The organism is Pseudomonas sp. P8_229 (assembly GCF_034008635.1).
Taxonomy (GTDB): Bacteria; Pseudomonadota; Gammaproteobacteria; order Pseudomonadales; family Pseudomonadaceae; genus Aquipseudomonas.
Map to the genome: position 1 here is coordinate 1,467,742 of NZ_CP125378.1, position 19,435 is coordinate 1,487,176.

The window sequence follows — 19,435 nt, forward strand, 5'->3', positions numbered from 1 at the left end:
TGACCAACTAGTCAGGCATTTAATTAGCAACCTATCATTGTGTTGCCGATTCCTGAACCACACGAATCACACGCTGTGGAAACGGGATATCAATACCGGCAGTCTTTAAACGATCACGCGACTGTTCGTTAAACATGAACATCACATCCCAGTAGTCTGCGGTTTTAACCCAGACACGCAGGGAAACAGTGATCGAACTGTCACCGAGAGTCGAAATCACCGCCTGTGGTGCAGGGTCCTGCATGACACGGTCATCCTTGGCCAGATCCAGCAACACCTGTCGGGCCTTTTGCAGATCGGCCTCGTAATCGACACCCACATCGAAAACCACCTTGCGGGTTGGCTGACGATTGGTGTTGGTGATGATGCCGTTGGACAGGTTACCGTTCGGTACGATGATGGTTTTGTTGTCGCCAGTACGCAGCACAGTGTGGAAAATCTGGATGCTGTCGACAGTACCCGCCACGCCTTGCGCTTCGATCCAGTCACCGATACGGAACGGACGGAACAGCAGAATCAGCACGCCACCGGCGAAGTTCGCCAGGCTGCCTTGCAACGCCAGACCGATAGCCAGGCCGGCCGCACCGATCGCGGCAACGAACGAGGTGGTTTCGACACCGATCATCGAGGCCACACTGACGATCAGCAACACCTTGAGAATGATGTTCGCCAGGCTGCTGATGAAGCCTTGCAGCGCCAGATCGGCGTTGCGCAGAGCCAGCAGGCCGCCGAGCTTTTGCGTGACCTTGTTGATCAGCCACCAGCCGATCGCCAGTGTAATCACTGCCAGCAGCACGCGGCTGCCGTACTCCATGATCATCGGAATCCACGCCTGGGATGCCTTGACCAGGTTGTCTACTTCAGCGTTCAAATCCATCTTCCATCTCCTGATTTCCGGCTACCCGGGCTGTTCACAAATTAAAAGTGGGTCATCTGACCGAACTTAGTCGCGGAAGTTGTTGAATTGCAGTGGCATGCCGAACTCTTTGGCACGCAGTGCAGCAATGGCTTCCTGCAGGTCATCGCGCTTCTTGCCGGTCACACGTACCTGCTCGCCCTGAATGGCGGCCTGCACCTTGAGCTTGGCGTCCTTGATGTGAGCGACGATTTTCTTCGCCAGCTCCTTGTCGATGCCTTCCTTGAGGATCGCGTCCTGTTTCATCAGCTTGCCCGAGGCGTAAGCGTCTTTTACTTCAAGGCACTGCACATCGATCTTGCGCTTGGTCAGGGCCAGCTTCAGGATCTCGATCATCGCTTCCAGCTGGAACCCGGCTTCAGCGGTCAGGTTGACGGTCAGGTCCTTTTCCTTGAACTCGAAGCTGCCTTTGCCTTTCAGGTCATAACGACGATCGAGTTCCTTCACGGCGTTCTCGACCGCGTTGGTGAGTTCGTGTTTGTCCAGTTCGGATACCACGTCGAACGACGGCATGTAATCTCTCCAATAAAAAAGGCGCGCTCGATCAGGATGGAGCGCGCTTGGCTTGCGGTTAAAATCCGGCTCATTATAACGGGTCTTTTCCCACCGATACGGCGAGCCTTGCATGCCAGTACCTTACCGAGTGAAAAACTGATGTCCACCCCCTGGCACGTTCTCGGCGCCGGCAGTCTCGGCACCCTGTGGGCCACGCGTCTGGCCCGGGCCGGGCTGTCGGTGCGTCTGATCGTGCGTGATGCCGAGCGCTTGCGCGGCTATCAGGCGGCCGGTGGCCTGACGCTCGTCGAACACGGCGCAGCCAACACCTACGCCGTCCCCGCGCAAACGGCGGACGATGCAGAACCGATCCGCCGACTGCTGGTCGCCTGCAAAGCCTATGACGCCGAAAGCGCCGTCGCCCGCCTCGCCCCGCGCCTGACAGCGGATGCCGAGCTGATCCTGCTGCAGAACGGCCTCGGCAGTCAGGACGCCGTCGCGGCGCTCGTTCCGCAGGCGCGCTGCATCAGCGCCTCCAGCACCGAAGGCGCCTTCCGCGACGGCGACTGGCGCGTGGTGTTTGCCGGCCATGGTTTTACCTGGCTGGGCGATGCCGGACACCCGGTGGCGCCAATCTGGCTGGATGATCTGCAAGCGGCGAAAATCCCCCACGAATGGAGCACCGACATCCTCACCCGGCTGTGGCGAAAACTGGCGCTCAATTGCGCGATCAATCCGCTGACCGTGCTCCACGATTGCCGTAACGGCGGGCTTGAGCAGCATCAATGCGAAGTCGCCACACTGTGCAGTGAACTGGCCGAGCTGCTGGAGCGTTGCGGCCAACCGGCAGCCGCCGTCAATCTGCAACAGGAAGTCGAGCGGGTGATCCACGCCACGGCGGCCAATTACTCCTCGATGTACCAAGACGTAGCGAACCAGCGCCGCACCGAAATCAGCTACTTGCTGGGCCACGCCTGCAAAGCCGCCACGCGCCATCAACTGAACCTGCCACACCTCAAGCAATTGCAGCAGCGTCTGGTCAGCCATCTGCACAGCCTTGGATTGCCCAGCGACTGAGCAGCGGCTACGCTGCCCACTTGTTCCTTTGCTGCGATAAACCTGATGCCATTGCGCCAGCGCCTTGAAAACCTGCCGGTCGGCCAAAAACTGCTGGCCGCCCTGCTGGTGTTGTTGACCACCGTTCTGCTGGTCGCCAACCTGACCTTTATCAGCGCCGCCTATTACATCTCCCAGGAAAGCATGGCGCCGCAGGCCCTGCAGACCATCGGCCGGCTGATATCCAACCCCAGCCTGGTTGCACAGGCCCTGGAGTCACCGCAAAGCGCCGAACGCCTGCTCAAGGAACTCGACAGCTACTCGCCGCTGCGCGCGGCGGCGCTGTACGACGGCAAGGGTGACCGGATCGCCCAGGTGCAGCGTGGCGACAAGCTCAATCTGCCGGAGCGCTATCGGCACGTCGAAGCCTGGCAGCTCACCGAGTTTCGCAGCAATCAACTGATCACCCTGCCCCGTCCGGGGACTGAGCCTGGGCATCTGCTGCTGGTGGCCAGCAGTGAGCTGCCGATGGCGTTCTACACCGGCACGCTGACCGCCAGCCTCGGCATCCTGATTTTCAGTGTGCTGCTGTGGCTGGTGATTGCCCGACAGATCAAACGCCTGATCACCCGCCCGATCCATGAACTGGAAGAACTCTCGCGTCAGGTCACTCGCGAAGAGAATTACGCCCTGCGCGCCTCGCGCGGCAACCACGATGAAATCGGCAGCCTCGCCGAAGCGTTCAACACCATGCTGTCGCGCATCGAAGCCCGCGAACAGCAACTCAAACGCGCCCGTGACGACTCGCAAGCCGCCTACGATCAGGCTCAGGGTCTGGCCGAAGAAACCCGCCACACCAACCGCAAGCTGGAACTGGAAGTCCAGGTGCGCAGCAAGATCGAGAAGAAGCTCACCGGGTTTCAGAACTACCTCAACAGCATCATCGACTCCATGCCCTCGGCGTTGATCGCCCTCGACGAACAGCTCTACGTGACCCAGTGGAACCAGGAAGCCAGCGCTCTCTCCGGCACGCGCCTGGATGAAGCACTGAACCAGCCGATCTTCCTCGCCTTCGAGCCGCTCAAGCCGTTCCTGCCGCAACTCAAGCAGACCGTGGAAGAACACACGGTGGCGAAAATCGAGCGGGTGACCTGGTTCAAGGATGACGAACCCAAGCATTACGCCCTGACCTTTTATCCGCTGATGGGCGGCGCCGGGCGTGGTGTGGTAATCCGCATCGACGACATCACCCAGCGCTTGTCACTGGAAGAAATGATGGTGCAATCGGAAAAGATGCTCTCGGTGGGCGGCCTTGCCGCCGGCATGGCCCATGAGATCAACAACCCGCTGGGTGCGATCCTGCACAACGTGCAGAACATTCGCCGACGGCTGTCGCCGGACCTGCCGAAAAACCTCGAAACCGCCGAACAACTCGGCATCGAACTGGACACGGTCAACCTGTACCTGCAAAACCGCGAAGTGCCGAAACTGCTCGACGGCATTCAGCAGGCCGGGGCCCGGGCGGCAAAAATCGTCACCCACATGCTCAGCTTCAGCCGGCGCAGCACCCGGCAAATGGCACCGTGCGATCTGCCGGCGCTGATTGATCAGGCAGTGGAAATTGCCGGCAACGACTTCGATCTGGCGATCGGTTTCGACTTCAAGGGCCAGGCGATCATCCGTCAGTTCGACCCGGCGCTTGGCCCGGTGCCGGGCACCGCCAACGAACTGGAGCAAGTGTTGCTCAATCTGCTGAAAAACGCTGCGCAAGCCATTCACCAGCGCGCAGACGACAGCGAGCCGGGGCGAATCATTCTGCGCACCAAGCTGAACCCGCCATGGGCCGAGATTCAGGTCGAGGACAACGGCATCGGTATGAGCGAGAACGTGCGCAAACGCACCTTCGAACCGTTCTTCACCACCAAGGAAATCGGTCAGGGCACAGGGCTGGGGCTGTCGGTGTCGTACTTCATCATCACCAACAACCACAAAGGGCAGATGGAAGTGCAATCCGCGCCGGGCCAGGGCACCTGCTTCACCTTGCGCCTGCCACTGACCCAACCGGCGGCCATCGCCGCCGAAACCAATCAACTACCGAGGTAACCCATGGGCTTTCGCTTGTCGAAAATTTACACCCGCACTGGCGACAAAGGCGAAACCGGCCTGGGCGATGGCCGTCGCGTGCCCAAGGACCACCCGCGAATCGAAGCCATTGGCGAAGTCGATACGCTGAACAGTCAGATCGGTGTGCTGCTGGCCGGTTTACTCGCCAAGCGTGAGGCATTTGCGGGGTTGAATGAGCTGATCGAAGTGCTCGCCCCCTGCCAGCATCGCTTGTTCGATCTGGGCGGTGAGCTGGCAATGCCGGAATATCAGGCGCTGAACACGGCGGAAATCGAACGCCTGGAAGCAGCGATCGATGTGTGGAACGAGGAATTGGGATCGTTGGAGAATTTCATTCTGCCCGGCGGCTCGATGCTGATCGCCCAGGCCCATGTGTGTCGCAGCCTGGCGCGCAGTGCCGAACGGCGTTGTCAGCATCTGAACGCGATAGAGCCGTTGGCCGGGGTTGGCCTGGCGTATATCAATCGGTTGTCGGATTTGCTGTTTGTGGCGGCGCGGTTGATTGCGCGGCGCCAGGGGATTGCGGAGATTTTGTGGCAGCCGGCGGCCAAACCTTTAGATAAGTAGCGCCTGACAGGACGCCTTCGCGAGCAAGCCCGCTCCCACAGTTGATTGCATTCCAACTGAAGGAACCCGATCAACTGTGGGAGCGGGCTTGCTCGCGAAGAGGCCATCAGCCTCAATACACAATCAAGCTTCTGGCCAGAACGCCCGAATCCCCGCCACACCCTGAGCCCCAACACTCCACGCCTTCTCGCGCTCCGCCGGCCCTACCCCGCCAAGCAGAAACACCGGCTTGCTGAAGCCCTCGATCAACACCTGAGCCTGCTCCCAGCCCAACGGCTGCGCATCCGGATGGGTCAAGGTCGGCTGCACCGGCGACAGGGTGACGAAATCCACGCCCATCTGCTCAGCCAGCGCCAGTTCTTCGGCGTTATGGCACGACGCCGCGAGCCAGCGCTCCGCCGGCAAAGGCCGCCCCGCCGCTGCGTATTTACGCAATTGCGCGGCGGTGATGTGCCAACCGGCAGACGGGAAATCGCCGAGCCATTCGAACGGTCCCTTGATCATCAACTGCGCCTTGCCGGCGCACAGACCGGCCGCATCCACCGCCAGATCGCGGTATTTGGGGTCATAGCCGTTCGGCGCACGCAGCTGGATCAGTTTGATCCCGCCGGCGATCGCCTTCTGGATGCCACGCAGCAGGGCCGGTGCCTCCAGATCTTCCGGGGTGATCAGGTATTCGCCGGGCAAGCGCGCCGCCGCAACGATCGGCTGGTTGGCAGCCGGGAACTCATAGTTCGCCAACTCCTTCGCGGTCACCCAGGCCAGTGGCTGACCTTCGGCACCGTGCGGTTCACCGCTGAAGCTCGAGACTTCCCAGACATCCAGCAACACCTGCTTGTCCGGGTAGTCATGGCGAACCTTGATCAGCGGACGAGCAGCACCGACGACGATGCCCAACTCTTCCTGAAGCTCGCGAGCCAGCGCGCACTCGACGGATTCGTCAGCCTCGACCTTGCCGCCGGGAAATTCCCACAGACCACCCTGATGCTGAGTGTCGGCACGGCGGGCAATCAGGATCTTGCCACTGTCGTCACGAATGACGGCGGCGGCGACGTGTACGCGTTTCACGGGTTCAACTCCTCCAGTCCAGCCTTTTGCCACGCCTTGAAGGCGGGCCATTGGTAGACGGTTTCAACATAAGCTTGATCGATGGCTGGCAGCTGCACCTGATAGGTACGCAGACGCACGGCAATCGGTGCGAAGAACGCATCGGCCAGGCTCACGCGGCCAAACAGATAGGGCCCCGGCTCAGTCGCAGCGGCACGGCATTCAGCCCACAGCGCGAGCATGCGCTCGATATCGACCTTGACCTCCGGCGGCACCGGGTTGAGCGGTGCGTCGTGGCTCAGGTTGAACGACATATGATTGCGCATGGCGAAAAAGCCACTGTGCATTTGCGCGCAGGCGGATCGGGCCTGGGCACGGGCGAAAAGGTCGGTCGGCCAGAGTTGTTCGGACGGGAACTGCTCAGCCAGGTATTCGGCAATCGCCAGAGAGTCGGCAATCGTGCCACGAGAGGTTTGCAGCAGCGGCACCTTGGCGGTCGGCGAATGCTTGAGCAACCGCTCACGAGTGTCGGGCTTGCCGAGCTTGATCAGTTCTTCGGTATAGGGTGCGCCGGTCAGCTCAACGGCCAGTGCGGCACGCAGAGACCAGGAGGAAAGCAGTTTGTCGCCGATGATCAGGTGCAGGGACATGGTGTGGCGCCTTTTCGTCAGGAGGATCAGGCTGGAGTTCTTGGTGCCTGATTAGTCGCCATCGCGAGCAGGCTCACTCCTACAGGAGATCTGTGTCGTTCACAAAACCACTATAGGAGTGAGCCTGCTCGCGATGGCGGCGACTCGGTCTCAGATTAGATCAGGTACGGTACTCGGCATTGATCTTCACGTATTCATGCGACAGGTCGGTGGTCCAGATGGTTTCGCTGCAATCGCCACGGCCCAGTTCGATGCGGATGGTGATCTCTTCCTGCTGCATCACTGCCGAGCCCTGCGCTTCAGTGTAGGTCTCCGCACGGGCGCCACGGCTGGCAATGCACACATCGCCAAGGAACACGTCGATCTTGCTCACGTCCAGTTCCGGCACGCCGGCACGACCAACGGCAGCCAGAATGCGGCCCCAGTTCGGGTCGGAAGCGAACAGCGCGGTCTTGATCAGCGGCGAATGCGCCACGGTGTAGCCGACGTCCAGACACTCCTGATGGTTGCCGCCACCGTTGACTTCAACGGTGACGAACTTGGTTGCACCTTCGCCGTCACGCACGATGGCCTGGGCCACGTCCATGCACACCTCGAACACTGCTTGTTTGAGCTTGGCGAACAGCTCGCCTTCGGCACGGGTGATCTCAGGCAATGCTGCCTTGCCGGTGGCAATCAGCATGCAGCAGTCGTTGGTCGAGGTGTCGCCATCGATGGTGATGCGGTTGAACGACTTGTTGGCGCCGTCGAGCATCAGGTTATGCAGCACGTCACGGGAGACTTTGGCGTCGGTGGCGATGTAGCCGAGCATGGTCGCCATATTCGGACGGATCATCCCCGCACCTTTGCTGATGCCAGTGACGGTGATGGTCACGCCGTCATGCTGGAACTGGCGACTGGCACCCTTGGGCAAGGTGTCGGTGGTCATGATGCCGGTGGCGGCCGCTTCCCAGTTGTTTTCCGACAGGTCGTCCAGCGCGGCTTGCAATGCGCCTTCAATCTTCTCGACCGGCAGAGGCTCCCCGATCACACCAGTGGAGTACGGCAGGATCTGGCTGGCATCAACACCGGTCAGCTCAGCCAGTTTCGCAGTAGTGCGTTCGGCAGCAGCCAGACCCGGTTCGCCGGTGCCGGCATTGGCGTTACCGGTGTTGGTCAGCAGGTATCGCACGGCGTTCTGCACGCGCTTCTTGGCCAGAATCACTGGCGCTGCACAAAAAGCGTTCAACGTGAACACGCCAGCCACGGTCGAACCTTCGGCGCAGCGCATCACTACCACATCCTTGCGCCCGGGGCGCTTGATGCCGGCCGAGGCGATACCGAGTTCAAAACCGGCAACCGGGTGCAACGTTGGCAAAGGACCAAGACCAACAGCCATGAATGCGCTCCTTACTCAATGATGTCAGCACCGCTCACAGTAATGGCGGTGGTTTAAATGGCAAAACGCCGCGACGGCAGGAGCCGGTCGCGGCGCGGGTATTTCAGCGATTGAAACGGGGGTTACTGGATCTGCCCGTGGCAATGCTTGAATTTCTTGCCCGAACCGCAGTAGCACAGTTCGTTGCGGCCCAGCTTCTGCTCGTTGCGAACCGGCGCGGTGGCGAGGGCCACATCGACCTCTTCACCCAGCACTTCCGGCTGGTCCAGACCAGGGGCCTCGGCGTGTTCGAACTGCATGCGGGCGGCCAGTGCTTCGGCTTCCTCACGCAGGCGTTGCTCTTCGGCTTCCGGATCTTCGCGACGTACCTGAACGTGCGACAGCACACGGATCGAGTCGCGTTTGATCGAATCCAGCAGCTCGGAGAACAGCGTGAACGACTCGCGCTTGTATTCCTGCTTCGGGTTCTTCTGGGCATAGCCACGCAGGTGGATGCCGTGACGCAGATGGTCCATGGTCGACAGGTGGTCTTTCCACAGGTCGTCCAGTACGCGCAGTACGATTTGCTTCTCGAAGGAGCGCAGTGCCTCGGCACCGGCCTGGTCTTCTTTCTCGTTGTACGCGGCCATCAGCTCGACCATCAGTTTTTCGCGCAGGGTCTCTTCGTACAGGTGATCGTCTTCGTCGAGCCATTGCTGGATCGGCAGTTTCACCCCGAAATCGCTGGCAATCGACGCTTCCAGACCGGCCACGTCCCACTGCTCTGGCAGCGATTGCGGTGGAATGTGGGCGCTGACGGTGGCGTTGAGTACGTCCTGACGGAAGTCGGCGATGGTTTCACCGATGTTGTCGGCGGCCAGCAACGTGTTACGCATGTGATAGATCACTTTACGCTGTTCGTTGTTGACGTCATCGAACTCGAGCAGTTGCTTGCGGATGTCGAAGTTACGGCCCTCAACCTTGCGCTGCGCCTTCTCGATCGCGTTGGTCACCATGCGGTGCTCGATCGCTTCGCCCGGCTGCATGCCCAGGGCTTTCATGAAGTTCTTCACCCGGTCTGAGGCGAAGATGCGCATCAGGCTGTCTTCCAGCGACAGGTAGAAGCGGCTCGAACCGGCGTCACCCTGACGGCCGGCACGGCCACGCAGCTGGTTGTCGATACGACGCGATTCGTGACGCTCGGAGGCAATTACCTGCAGACCGCCGGATTCCAGCACTTGCTGGTGACGCTTCTGCCAGTCGGCCTTGATCTGGGCAATCTGCTCAGGGGTCGGGTTTTCCAGCGACGCAACTTCAACTTCCCAGTTACCGCCCAACAGGATGTCGGTACCACGACCGGCCATGTTGGTAGCAATGGTCAGCGCGCCCGGACGACCGGCCTGCGCAATGATTTCAGCTTCTTTTTCGTGGAATTTGGCGTTCAGAACCTTGTGTTCGATGCCTTCCTTAACGAGCAATGCGGACATGTGCTCGGAAGTTTCGATGGTGGCAGTACCCACCAGCACCGGACGACCGGCTGCCATGCTTTCCTTGATGTCCGCAACGATGGCCGCGTACTTCTCTTCGGCGGTCAGGAACACCAGGTCGTTGAAGTCTTTACGCGCCAACGGTTTGTTCGGCGGAATGACCATCACTTCCAGACCATAGATCTGGTGGAATTCGAACGCTTCGGTGTCGGCGGTACCGGTCATGCCGGACAGCTTGGTGTACAGACGGAAGTAGTTCTGGAACGTGGTCGATGCCAGGGTCTGGCTTTCGGCCTGAATGTTCAGGCCTTCCTTGGCTTCGATAGCCTGGTGCAGACCTTCGGACAGACGACGGCCCGGCATGGTACGGCCGGTGTGTTCGTCGACCAGTACGACCTGGCCATCCTGCACGATGTATTCGATGTTGCGGTTGAACAGCTTGTGCGCACGCAGACCGGCATAGACGTGGGTCAGCAGGCCCAGGTTATGCGCCGAGTACAGGCTCTCGCCTTCAGCCAGCAGGCCGACGCCGGTGAGCATGTCTTCGATGAACTGGTGACCGGCTTCGTTGAGTTCGACCTGACGGGTCTTCTCGTCAACGGTGTAGTGCCCGGCCTTGGTGACTTCGCCTTCGACTTCTTCAACGTGCAGTTCCAGCTGCGGGATCAGTTTATTGATCTCCATGTACAGCTTGGAGCTGTCCTCGGCCTGACCGGAAATGATCAGAGGGGTACGCGCTTCGTCGATGAGGATGGAGTCGACTTCGTCGATCACGGCAAAGTTGAGTTCGCGCTGGAATTTTTCTTCCATGCTGAACGCCATGTTGTCGCGCAGGTAGTCGAAACCGAATTCGTTGTTGGTGCCGTAGGTGATGTCGGCGGCGTACGCCAGACGCTTCTCTTCCGGTGGCTGGAACGGCGTCACGACGCCGACGGTCAGGCCGAGGAATTCATACAGCGGACGCATCCAGTTGGCGTCACGACGCGCCAGGTAGTCGTTCACCGTCACAACGTGCACGCCCTTGCCGGACAGCGCGTTGAGGTAAACGCCCAGGGTCGCTACGAGGGTTTTACCCTCACCGGTGCGCATTTCGGCAATCTTGCCTTCGTGCAAGGTCATGCCACCGACGAGTTGCACGTCGAAGTGGCGCATACCCATGATGCGCTTGCCGGCTTCACGGGCGACCGCAAAGGCTTCTGGCAACAGCTTGTCGAGGGTTTCCCCTTTGGCGATGCGGGCCTTGAACTCATCGGTCTTGGCGCGCAATTGATCGTCCGAAAGGGCCACCATTTGCTCTTCGAAGGCATTGACGAGCTGCACCGTCTTGAGCATGCGTTTGACTTCACGCTCGTTCTTGCTTCCAAAAAGTTTCTTTAACAAAGGCGCAAACATATCGGCAGGATCTTCCACACTAAAGGGATGGAGGGCGGCCCCGTGAGCGTCGCCCGTGCAGCCCTCATGGCCGCATGCGAACGAGCATTCTACCCGGAAACGGTGGTGAGGAAAGTGGCGATATTCCACGATGCTGGCACTGCGCTTTGACGGGGCTCACTTAAAATAGGGGCGTTTTGCTCAACTTCAAGCCATACAAGGAAGAAGTTAGTCGTTGATTTAATGGGTAAAGCGGGGGCAAAAGCAATGGGCGAGTGAATTCGGCCTTTCTGCTACCATGGCCTTTCTGTTACTTCAGGTGTTCGATCATGGCATTTCGCCCTCTTACAGCCAGAGCACCCGCCGCTCTGCTTCGCGAAGCCAAGCCGCTCAAAGCCATCCTCGGCCATGCCCAACGCCTGGGTCATCTGCAACGCCTGCTCGAAAGCCAACTGCAACCTGCCGCCCGCGAACATTGCCGTGTGGCGAAGTGGCGTGAAGGCGAACTTTCGCTGGTGGTGACTGACGGCCATTGGGCCACGCGCCTGCGCTACCAGCAAAAACGCCTGCAGCGGCAACTGCAACTATTCGAAGAATTCGCCAGCCTGACGCGGATCAAATTCACCGTGCGACCACCGATCGTGCAGCACGGGCCTGCCGGGCACACGATGGATCTGTCTAACGATGCGGCAGCGACCATTCAGTCGACAGCCGACGGGATCAGCGATCCGGGTCTGCGTGCCGCGCTTGAGCGCCTGGCGGCGCACGCCAAAGACAAGACCTGACAGCTCTCTGAGTGTGGGAGCGGGCTTGCTCGCGAAAGCGGTGTGTCATTCAACCAATATGGCGTCTGACACGGCCTCTTCGCGAGCAAGCCCGCTCCCACAATTGGATCTCCTGCAAGCTGGGATCAGCGGCGTTTGCTGCCACCCAGCAGTGAGCCCATCAAACCGCGCACCAATTGCTTGCCGAGGTTATTGGCAGCCTGACGCATGGCCGACTTCAGCGCCTGGCCTGCTGCGGTGCCGAGGAATGCCCCTGCCCTGTCGGCCAAACTCGGCTCCTCGGCGGCTGGCTTGCCCGCTGGCGCTTCAGCCTCCGGCGCCAAGCCTTTACGGCCCATCAGGATTTCATACGCAGACTCACGATCGATCGGCTTGTCATAACGCCCCTTGAACGGCGAGCCGGCGATCAGCAGCGTGCGCTCGGTTTCACTCAACGGTCCGATCCGCGACTGCGGCGGCGCCACCAGCACGCGCTGAACCATCTCCGGCGTGCCTTTTTCCTGCAATGTACCGACCAATGCTTCGCCGATGCCCAGTTCCGTCAGCACCGACAACGTGTCGAACGCCGGATTCGGCCGGAAACCATCGGCCACCGCCCGCAGGGATTTCTGCTCCTTGGCGGTAAACGCGCGCAAGCCGTGCTGGACCCGCAGGCCAAGCTGCGCCAGCACGTTATCCGGCAAGTCGCCCGGCGACTGGGTGACGAAATACACCCCCACGCCTTTCGAGCGGATCAGCCGCACCACTTGCTCCAGCCGGTCCTGCAACGCCTTGGGCGTATCGCCGAACAGCAAATGCGCTTCATCGAAGAACAGCGCCAGCAGCGGTTTGTCGGCATCGCCGCGCTCCGGCAACTGCTCGAACAACTCGGCCAGCAGCCACAACAGGAACGTCGCATAGACCTTCGGCGCCTCGTGTACCAGACGGCTGGCATCGAGCAAGTGAATGCGCCCACGGCCGTCAGCCGTCGGTTGCAGAATGTCTTGCAGTTGCAGCGCCGGTTCGCCGAACAGCGCTTCAGCGCCCTGCTGTTCCAGGGTCGCCAGCCGGCGCAACAACGCCTGACTGGAGCCGGTGGTCATCAGCGCGGCGTCTTCGCCCAGTAACTGCGGGTTGTCCTTGAGGTGATTGAGCAGCGCCTTGAGGTCTTTCAAGTCCAGCAGCAACAGGCCTTCGCGGTCCGCCACTTTAAAAGCCGCGTACAGCGCCGACTGCTGGCTGTCAGTCAGTTCCAGCAGGCTGCCGATCAACAGCGGGCCCATTTCGCTCAAGGTGGTACGCAACGGATGACCGGATTCCCCGTGAATGTCCCACAGCGTCACCGGATAAGCCTGCGGCTTGTAGTCGAGCCAGGGCATCCCGGCGATACGCTCGGCGACCTTGCCCTGCGGATTGCCGGCGGCACCGAGGCCGCACAGGTCACCCTTGATGTCAGCGGCGAACACCGCCACCCCGGCATCACTGAATGCCTCGGCGAGGCGCTGCAAGGTCACCGTCTTGCCGGTCCCGGTTGCACCGGCGATCAGCCCGTGTCGGTTCGCCAGGCGCATGGCCTGAGCAATCGGTTGCCCCGCCAGATCGGCGCCGATAACGAGTTGCGATGTGTCAGGCATTTTGTCACCTATGGTTAATCTTTAATTCGCGATGGCCGATAAACAAGGCGAGTACCCGGCCGAAAGGTCGAGTCGGACATTTCCCTAAGGAGAGACGGAAATATCAGTTGGTTTTCACCCTTGCCCATATTGCGCGTCTTTATAAAAGCACGCCCAGGACATTAAGACCTTAGCGGAACCCCAAGCCATGAACAAAAATCTGCGCTTCAGCCATAAAATTTTGCTTGCCGCCGCCCTCATCGTCATCGCCGCTTTCGCCTCGTTCACGCTGTATAACGACTGGCTGCAACGCAACGCGATCCGCGATGACCTGAACAACTATCTCAACGAGATGGGCGAAGTCACTGCCGACAACATTCAGACGTGGCTCAACGGCCGCATTCTACTGGTCGAAAACGCCGCCCAGAATATCGCCATCAACCCGGAACCCGCCAACGTTGCCAGTCTGCTGGAACAGAAATCCCTGACCTCGACGTTCATGGCCACTTACCTGGGCGATGCCACCGGTCACTTCACCATCCGTCCGGACGTGAAGATGCCGGACGGTTTCGACCCACGGGTTCGCCCTTGGTACAAAGGCGCCGAGAGCAGCAGCGCCTCGACCCTGACCGAACCGTACATCGATGCCGCCACCGGCCAGTTGATCATCTCCATCGCCACCGCCTCGAAAAAGGCCGGCCAGAGCGTTGGCGTGGTCGGCGGCGACCTGAGCCTGCAAACCCTGGTCGACACCCTCACCGCCCGGGACTTCTCCGGCATGGGCTACGCGTTCCTGGTCAGCGCCGACGGCAAGATCCTGGTGCACCCGGACAAGGCACTGGTGATGAAGTCGCTGAAAGAAGCCTATCCGCAGGACACTCCGCGCATCAGCAGCGACTTCAGTGAAATCACGGTCGATGGCAAGACCCGCATCGTCAGCTTCACCCCGATCAAGGGCCTGCCTTCGGTGAACTGGTACATCGGGCTGTCGGTAGACAAGGACAAAGCCTTCGCGATGCTGAGCCAGTTTCGCACCTCGGCGGTGATCGCCACCGTGATTGCAGTGGTGATCATCATTGCGCTGCTGGGGATGCTGATTCGCCTGCTGATCCAGCCACTGCACGTCATGACCCGCGCCATGGAAGACATCGCCGACGGCGAAGGCGACCTGACCAAGCGCCTGAACATCGTCAATAACGATGAATTTGGTGTGTTGGGTACCGCGTTCAACCGTTTCGTCGAGCGTATTCACGGTTCGATCCGCGAAGTGTCTTCCGCTACCGGGCAGGTCAACGAAGTCGCCCTGCGCGTGGTCGCGGCGTCCAATTCGTCGATGTACAACTCCGACCAGCAAGCCTCGCGCACCAGCAGCGTCGCCGCCGCGATCAATCAGTTGGGCGCCGCCGCTCAGGAAATCGCCCGCAACGCCGCACAAGCCTCGAACCAGGCCAGTGACGCCCGTGGCCTCGCCGAAGACGGCCAGCAAGTGGTGGATCGCAGCATCAAGGCGATGAATCAACTGTCGAGCATGCTCAGCGCCTCCAGCACCAATATCGAGTCGCTGAACAGCAAAACCGTGAACATCGGGCAGATTCTGGAAGTGATCACCAGCATCTCCCAGCAAACCAACCTGCTGGCGCTCAACGCCGCCATCGAAGCGGCACGTGCCGGTGAGGCTGGCCGTGGTTTTGCCGTGGTGGCCGATGAAGTGCGCAACCTGGCGCACCGCACCCAGGAATCGGCGCAGCAGGTGCAGACCATGATCGAGGAGCTGCAAGTCGGCGCCCGCGAATCGGTGAGCACCATGAGTGACAGCCAGCGCCACAGCCAGGACAGCGTGGAAATCGCCAACCTCGCCGGCGAACGCTTGAACAGCGTGACCCAGCGCATCGGCGAGATCGACGGGATGAACCAGTCGGTGGCGACCGCGACCGAGGAACAGACCGCGGTGGTCGAGTCGATCAACGTCGACATCACCGAGATCAACACGCTGAACCAGGAAGGCGTCGAGAACCTGCAGGCGACCTTGCGCGCCTGTTCCGATCTGGAGCAGCAGGCTTCGCGTCTGAAACAGTTGGTAGGCAGTTTCCGCATCTAAGGCGCGGCTGCCGGCCTCTTCGCGAGCAAGCTCGCTCCCACAGTGTTTTGTGGTGGTGCTCACAATGTGAACACCAAAGATCCCTGTGGGAGCGGGCTTGCTCGCGAAGGCGTCCTGTCAAACACCACAACACCTCGCAGACATCCTCCGCGCGATCACGACCGAACATCTATTCTGGATAGAAGGTCAACCAAGGAAGTGCAACGCATCTGGAGCAGCAGGCTGCGCATCTGAAACTGTTGGTCGACAGCTTCAGAATTTAAGGCGCTGCCACTGACCTCTTCGCGAGCAAGCCCGCTCCCACAGTGTTTTGTGGTGGTGCTCACAATGTGAACACCAAAGATCCCTGTGGGAGCGGGCTTGCTCGCGAAGGCGTCCTGTCAAACACCACAACACCTCGCAGACATCCTCCGCGCGATCACGACCGAACATCTATTCTGGATAGAAGGTCAACCAAGGAAGTGCAACGCATCTGGAGCAGCAGGCTGCGCATCTGAAACTGTTGGTCGGCAGCTTCAGAATTTAAGGCGCTGCCACTGACCTCTTCGCGAGCAAGCCCGCTCCCACAGTGTTTTGTGGTGGTGCTCACAATGTGAACACCAAAGATCCCTGTGGGAGCGGGCTTGCTCGCGAAGGCGTCCTGTCAAACACCACAACACCTCGCAGACATCCTCCGCGCGATCACGACCGAACATCTATTCTGGATAGAAGGTCAACCAAGGAAGTGCAACGCATCTGGAGCAGCAGGCTGCGCATCTGAAACTGTTGGTCGGCAGCTTCAGAATTTAAGGCGCTGCCACTGACCTCTTCGCGAGCAAGCCCGCTCCCACAGTGTTTTGTGGTGGTGCTCACAATGTGAACACCAAAGATCCCTGTGGGAGCGGGCTTGCTCGCGAAGGCGTCCTGTCAAACACCACAACACCTCGCAGACATCCTCCGCGCGATCACGACCGAACATCTATTCTGGATAAAGGTCAACCAAGGGAGTGCAACGCAGCGGAGGGTTGATCACCGTGCACATCGCCGACATCACCATGTTCTACGCCCCGGCCAGCGGCGGCGTACGCACCTATCTGGACGCCAAGCACCGCCGTTTGAGCGTCAAACCCGGAATTCGCCACAGCCTGCTGATTCCCGGCGCGCATTTGGGTGAACACGACGGCGTCTACACGGTGCCCGCGCCTGCCCTGCCCTTTGGCAAAGGCTATCGCTTCCCGCTGCGCCTTGCGCCGTGGCGCAACGTCCTGCAGGATTTGCAGCCGGATCTGATTGAAGTCGGCGACCCGTATCTCACCGCGTGGGCGGCGCTGGACGCACGGCGCCAACTGGATGTGCCGGTGATCGGGTTTTACCACTCGGACCTGCCGCTGCTGGTCGGCAACCGCATGGGCCATTGGCTCACGCCGAATGTCGAGGCGTACGTCACCAAACTCTACGGCAACTTCGACCGGGTGCTGGCGCCCAGCCAGGTAATGGCCGACAAGCTCACGGGGCTTGGGGTGCACAACGTTTTCGTGCAGCCGCTGGGGGTGGACCTGCAAACCTTCCACCCTGACGCCCGCGACAACGGCCTGCGCGCCGAACTGGGGATTGCCGAAGACACGCGCCTGCTGATCTTTGCCGGACGCGGCGCCAAAGAGAAAAACCTGCGCGTACTGCTCAAGTGCCTGCAACGCCTCGGCCCGCGCTATCACCTGCTGCTGGTTGGCTCGTCGATGCCTGCGGTGGTCCCGGACAATGTCAGCGTCATCGATTCGTTCTGCCCGGCGCCCACCGTCGCCCGGTTGATGGCCAGTGCCGATGCCCTGCTGCATGCCGGTGACCAGGAAACTTTCGGTCTGGTGATCCTTGAAGCCATGGCCTGCGGCACTCCGGTGGTTGCGGTGGCGGCCGGGGCCTTCGAGGAAATCATTAACGACGACTGCGGCGTGCTGTGTGCGCCAAATAACCCGCAAGCCATGGCCAATGCCGTGCGCGAGCTGTTCAGTCGCGGTTGCGTGAAGCTCGGCCAACAGGCGCGGCAACATGTCGAACAGCATTACGCCTGGGACAGCGTGGTCGACAGCCTGCTCGGTCATTACCGCGCGGTCCTTGGCCTATCGTTGCCACGGGTGGCCAATGGCTGACTCCCTGAACGGCCGCGCCGTGCTGCTGGTGCTGCACGACGTGGCGCCGTCGACATGGGCGGATTATCGGCCATTTGTCGAGGCGGTCGATGCGACCGGCGGCGTGCCGATGACTTGGCTGGTGGTTCCGGATTTCCATGGTCACGACGCACTTGAGGATCATCCAGCGTTTTGCCGAATACTCGGCGAGCGGCTGGCCCTTGGCGATGAACTGGCCTTGCACGGCTATTACCATGACGACCGCGAGCCTATGCCAACCACGCCCCGCGACTGGTTCATCCGCCGGATCTACACCCACGAAGGCGAATTTTATCGTTTGTCTCGCGAGGCCGCCCTGGCTCGCCTGCGTGCCGGCATCGAGCTGTTCCAGCGCAATAACTGGCCGTTGCACGGCTTCGTCGCCCCGGCGTGGCTGATGAGCGAGGGCACGCGCCAAGCCCTTCGCGAGTTGCCATTGCGCTACACCAGCGACCCGCAACATCTTTATCAATTGCCGGATTTCACCCCCATCGACGCCCCGGGTCTGGTCTGGAGCGCGCGCAGTGCCTGGCGCCGGGGCCTGTCAAAAATCGTCAGCGACCAGCGCGAACGGCACTGGCGCGACGCTGCGGTGATTCGTCTAGGCTTGCACCCGGTAGACATGCGCCACGGCTTCGCTCGTGACTACTGGCTACAGACCCTTGAACGACTGCTGGCGGAAGGACGCAAGCCCATGAACAAAATCGACTGGCTGATCCAACAACGTGAGCGCATGGGACACGCGGCATGAGTCGCGGCATTGTGCTGTTGATCGGCCTGCTCGCCGCCGTGCTGATTCCGGTGCTGCTCGGCGGCGGCGAGATCGGCGCGCGGCTGCAGAACTTTCCGCTGCAATGGCTGCTGATCATGTTTGGCATGATCCTGCTCTGCTGGGGCATCAACACCCTGCGCCTGCGTCTGCTGCTGGGCGATCAGCGCGAGCGGGTCACGCCGCTGAAAAGCCTCGGCGTGGTCATGGCCGCCGAGTTTGCCTACTGCGCCACTCCCGGCGGCAGTGGCGGGCCGCTGACGATCATGGCGTTGCTGGCCCGCTGCGGCGTGCGCCCGGCCCGTGGCAGCGCGGTGTTTGCCATGGATCAGTTGAGTGACCTGCTGTTCTTTCTCTGCGCCCTGAGCGGCATTCTGATTTACGCGTTGTTTCAGCACCTGAGCGACCGCCTGGAGTGGTTGCTGATGGTCAGCGCCGTGTCGCTGTTCGGCGGGTTGTTCAGTTGCGTGCTGCTGGCGCGCTACCACCGCCGCCTGATCCGCCTGAGCGGGCGCCTGCTCGCCCGCCTGAACGTGCAGCCCGCGACGCGCCGGCGCTGGGCGCGCAAGCTGTTGCACTTTCTCGATGCGTTTATCGACACGCTCAAGCTGCCGTGGCAGACCCTGTTCAAGGTGTTCGCCCTGACCTGCATGCACTGGCTGCTGCGCTACAGCGTGTTGTACCTGGCCTTGCGCGGGCTGGGCGCGGACCTGCAATGGGCCTGGAGTTTTCTGGTGCAGATGCTGTCATTGGGCGCCGGCCAAATGAGCCTGTTACCCGGTGGCGCGGGCGCCGCGGAGCTGACGTCGGCGGCGCTGCTGGCGCCGATGGTCGGCAAATCCACCGCTGCCGCGGCAATTCTTATCTGGCGGGTGGTGACGTTCTACTTCTATCTGCTGGTGGGCGGCCCGGTGTTTCTATTGATGCTGGGGCGGCCACTGCTCAAGAAGCTGCTGAAACTCAAGCAGGCGTCTTAG

General features: G+C 60.8%; 15 protein-coding genes and 1 pseudogene. 9 read left to right on the forward strand and 7 right to left on the reverse strand.

Going from position 1 to position 19,435, the window contains the following annotated elements; translation table 11 throughout:
- Window positions 1-34 precede the first annotated feature (34 nt).
- Together QMK55_RS06680 and QMK55_RS06685 are read right to left on the reverse strand one after the other, a co-directional pair.
- Window positions 35-877: a mechanosensitive ion channel family protein gene (locus QMK55_RS06680; RefSeq protein WP_102355034.1), complete on the reverse strand. Its 843-nt coding sequence runs from the start codon at window positions 875-877 to the stop codon at window positions 35-37.
- Between the two features lie 66 nt (window positions 878-943).
- Window positions 944-1,429, reverse strand: coding sequence for a YajQ family cyclic di-GMP-binding protein (locus tag QMK55_RS06685; RefSeq protein ID WP_003227548.1), 486 nt, complete (start codon window positions 1,427-1,429; stop codon window positions 944-946).
- 141 nt (window positions 1,430-1,570) lie between these two features.
- Here QMK55_RS06685 and QMK55_RS06690 point away from each other — a divergent pair, with 141 nt between their 5' ends.
- The 3 genes from QMK55_RS06690 to QMK55_RS06700 are packed head-to-tail and all read left to right on the forward strand — an operon-like array spanning window position 1,571 to window position 5,158.
- A complete protein-coding gene (locus QMK55_RS06690) occupies window positions 1,571-2,488 on the forward strand; it encodes a putative 2-dehydropantoate 2-reductase (RefSeq protein ID WP_320328900.1) in 918 nt (305 codons plus the stop codon).
- A gap of 45 nt (window positions 2,489-2,533) precedes the next feature.
- Window positions 2,534-4,570: an ATP-binding protein gene (locus QMK55_RS06695; protein WP_102355032.1), complete on the forward strand. Its 2,037-nt coding sequence runs from the start codon at window positions 2,534-2,536 to the stop codon at window positions 4,568-4,570.
- A gap of 3 nt (window positions 4,571-4,573) precedes the next feature.
- A complete protein-coding gene (locus QMK55_RS06700) occupies window positions 4,574-5,158 on the forward strand; it encodes a cob(I)yrinic acid a,c-diamide adenosyltransferase (protein WP_320328901.1) in 585 nt (194 codons plus the stop codon).
- 123 nt (window positions 5,159-5,281) lie between these two features.
- Here the strand turns inward: QMK55_RS06700 and QMK55_RS06705 are convergent, their stop codons facing one another.
- From QMK55_RS06705 to secA, 4 genes are all read right to left on the reverse strand, one after another.
- The gene (locus QMK55_RS06705; protein ID WP_320328902.1) at window positions 5,282-6,226 is read right to left on the reverse strand and encodes a Nudix family hydrolase; all 945 of its coding nucleotides are present in this window, start codon (window positions 6,224-6,226) and stop codon (window positions 5,282-5,284) included.
- Window positions 6,223-6,855 carry a glutathione S-transferase family protein gene (locus QMK55_RS06710; protein ID WP_102355029.1) on the reverse strand — a complete coding sequence of 211 codons (633 nt, stop codon included), beginning with the start codon at window positions 6,853-6,855 and terminating at the stop codon, window positions 6,223-6,225. Before QMK55_RS06710 ends, QMK55_RS06705 begins: the two co-directional genes overlap by 4 nt.
- A 160-nt stretch (window positions 6,856-7,015) precedes the next feature.
- Entirely contained in the window at window positions 7,016-8,233 is a 1,218-nt protein-coding gene (gene argJ / locus QMK55_RS06715) for a bifunctional glutamate N-acetyltransferase/amino-acid acetyltransferase ArgJ (RefSeq protein ID WP_102355028.1), read from the reverse strand.
- A 122-nt stretch (window positions 8,234-8,355) separates the two neighbouring features.
- Window positions 8,356-11,091 carry a preprotein translocase subunit SecA gene (gene secA / locus QMK55_RS06720; RefSeq protein ID WP_102355027.1) on the reverse strand — a complete coding sequence of 912 codons (2,736 nt, stop codon included), beginning with the start codon at window positions 11,089-11,091 and terminating at the stop codon, window positions 8,356-8,358.
- Between the two features lie 308 nt (window positions 11,092-11,399).
- Here secA and QMK55_RS06725 point away from each other — a divergent pair, with 308 nt between their 5' ends.
- A complete protein-coding gene (locus tag QMK55_RS06725) occupies window positions 11,400-11,855 on the forward strand; it encodes a DUF721 domain-containing protein (RefSeq protein WP_320328903.1) in 456 nt (151 codons plus the stop codon).
- A gap of 125 nt (window positions 11,856-11,980) precedes the next feature.
- On the opposite strand, the gene QMK55_RS06730 is transcribed toward QMK55_RS06725, so the two are convergent.
- Window positions 11,981-13,468 (reverse strand): helicase HerA-like domain-containing protein, encoded by a 1,488-nt coding sequence (locus tag QMK55_RS06730; RefSeq protein WP_320328904.1) that lies wholly within the window; start codon window positions 13,466-13,468, stop codon window positions 11,981-11,983.
- A 187-nt stretch (window positions 13,469-13,655) separates the two neighbouring features.
- Here QMK55_RS06730 and QMK55_RS28575 point away from each other — a divergent pair.
- The 5 genes and pseudogenes from QMK55_RS28575 to QMK55_RS06750 form a co-directional block, all read left to right on the forward strand.
- Window positions 13,656-14,687 (forward strand): annotated as a pseudogene (locus tag QMK55_RS28575) (cache domain-containing protein); the annotation flags it as partial.
- Between the two features lie 93 nt (window positions 14,688-14,780).
- A complete protein-coding gene (locus QMK55_RS28580) occupies window positions 14,781-15,545 on the forward strand; it encodes a methyl-accepting chemotaxis protein (protein ID WP_371859049.1) in 765 nt (254 codons plus the stop codon).
- Between the two features lie 1,034 nt (window positions 15,546-16,579).
- Window positions 16,580-17,671, forward strand: coding sequence for a glycosyltransferase family 1 protein (locus QMK55_RS06740; protein WP_320330244.1), 1,092 nt, complete (start codon window positions 16,580-16,582; stop codon window positions 17,669-17,671).
- Window positions 17,664-18,440, forward strand: a complete 777-nt coding sequence (locus QMK55_RS06745; RefSeq protein WP_320328905.1) for a polysaccharide deacetylase family protein — start codon at window positions 17,664-17,666, stop codon at window positions 18,438-18,440. The genes QMK55_RS06740 and QMK55_RS06745 overlap by 8 nt, the downstream gene beginning before the upstream one ends.
- The gene (locus QMK55_RS06750) at window positions 18,437-19,435 is read left to right on the forward strand and encodes a lysylphosphatidylglycerol synthase transmembrane domain-containing protein (protein ID WP_320328906.1); all 999 of its coding nucleotides are present in this window, start codon (window positions 18,437-18,439) and stop codon (window positions 19,433-19,435) included. The genes QMK55_RS06745 and QMK55_RS06750 overlap by 4 nt, the downstream gene beginning before the upstream one ends.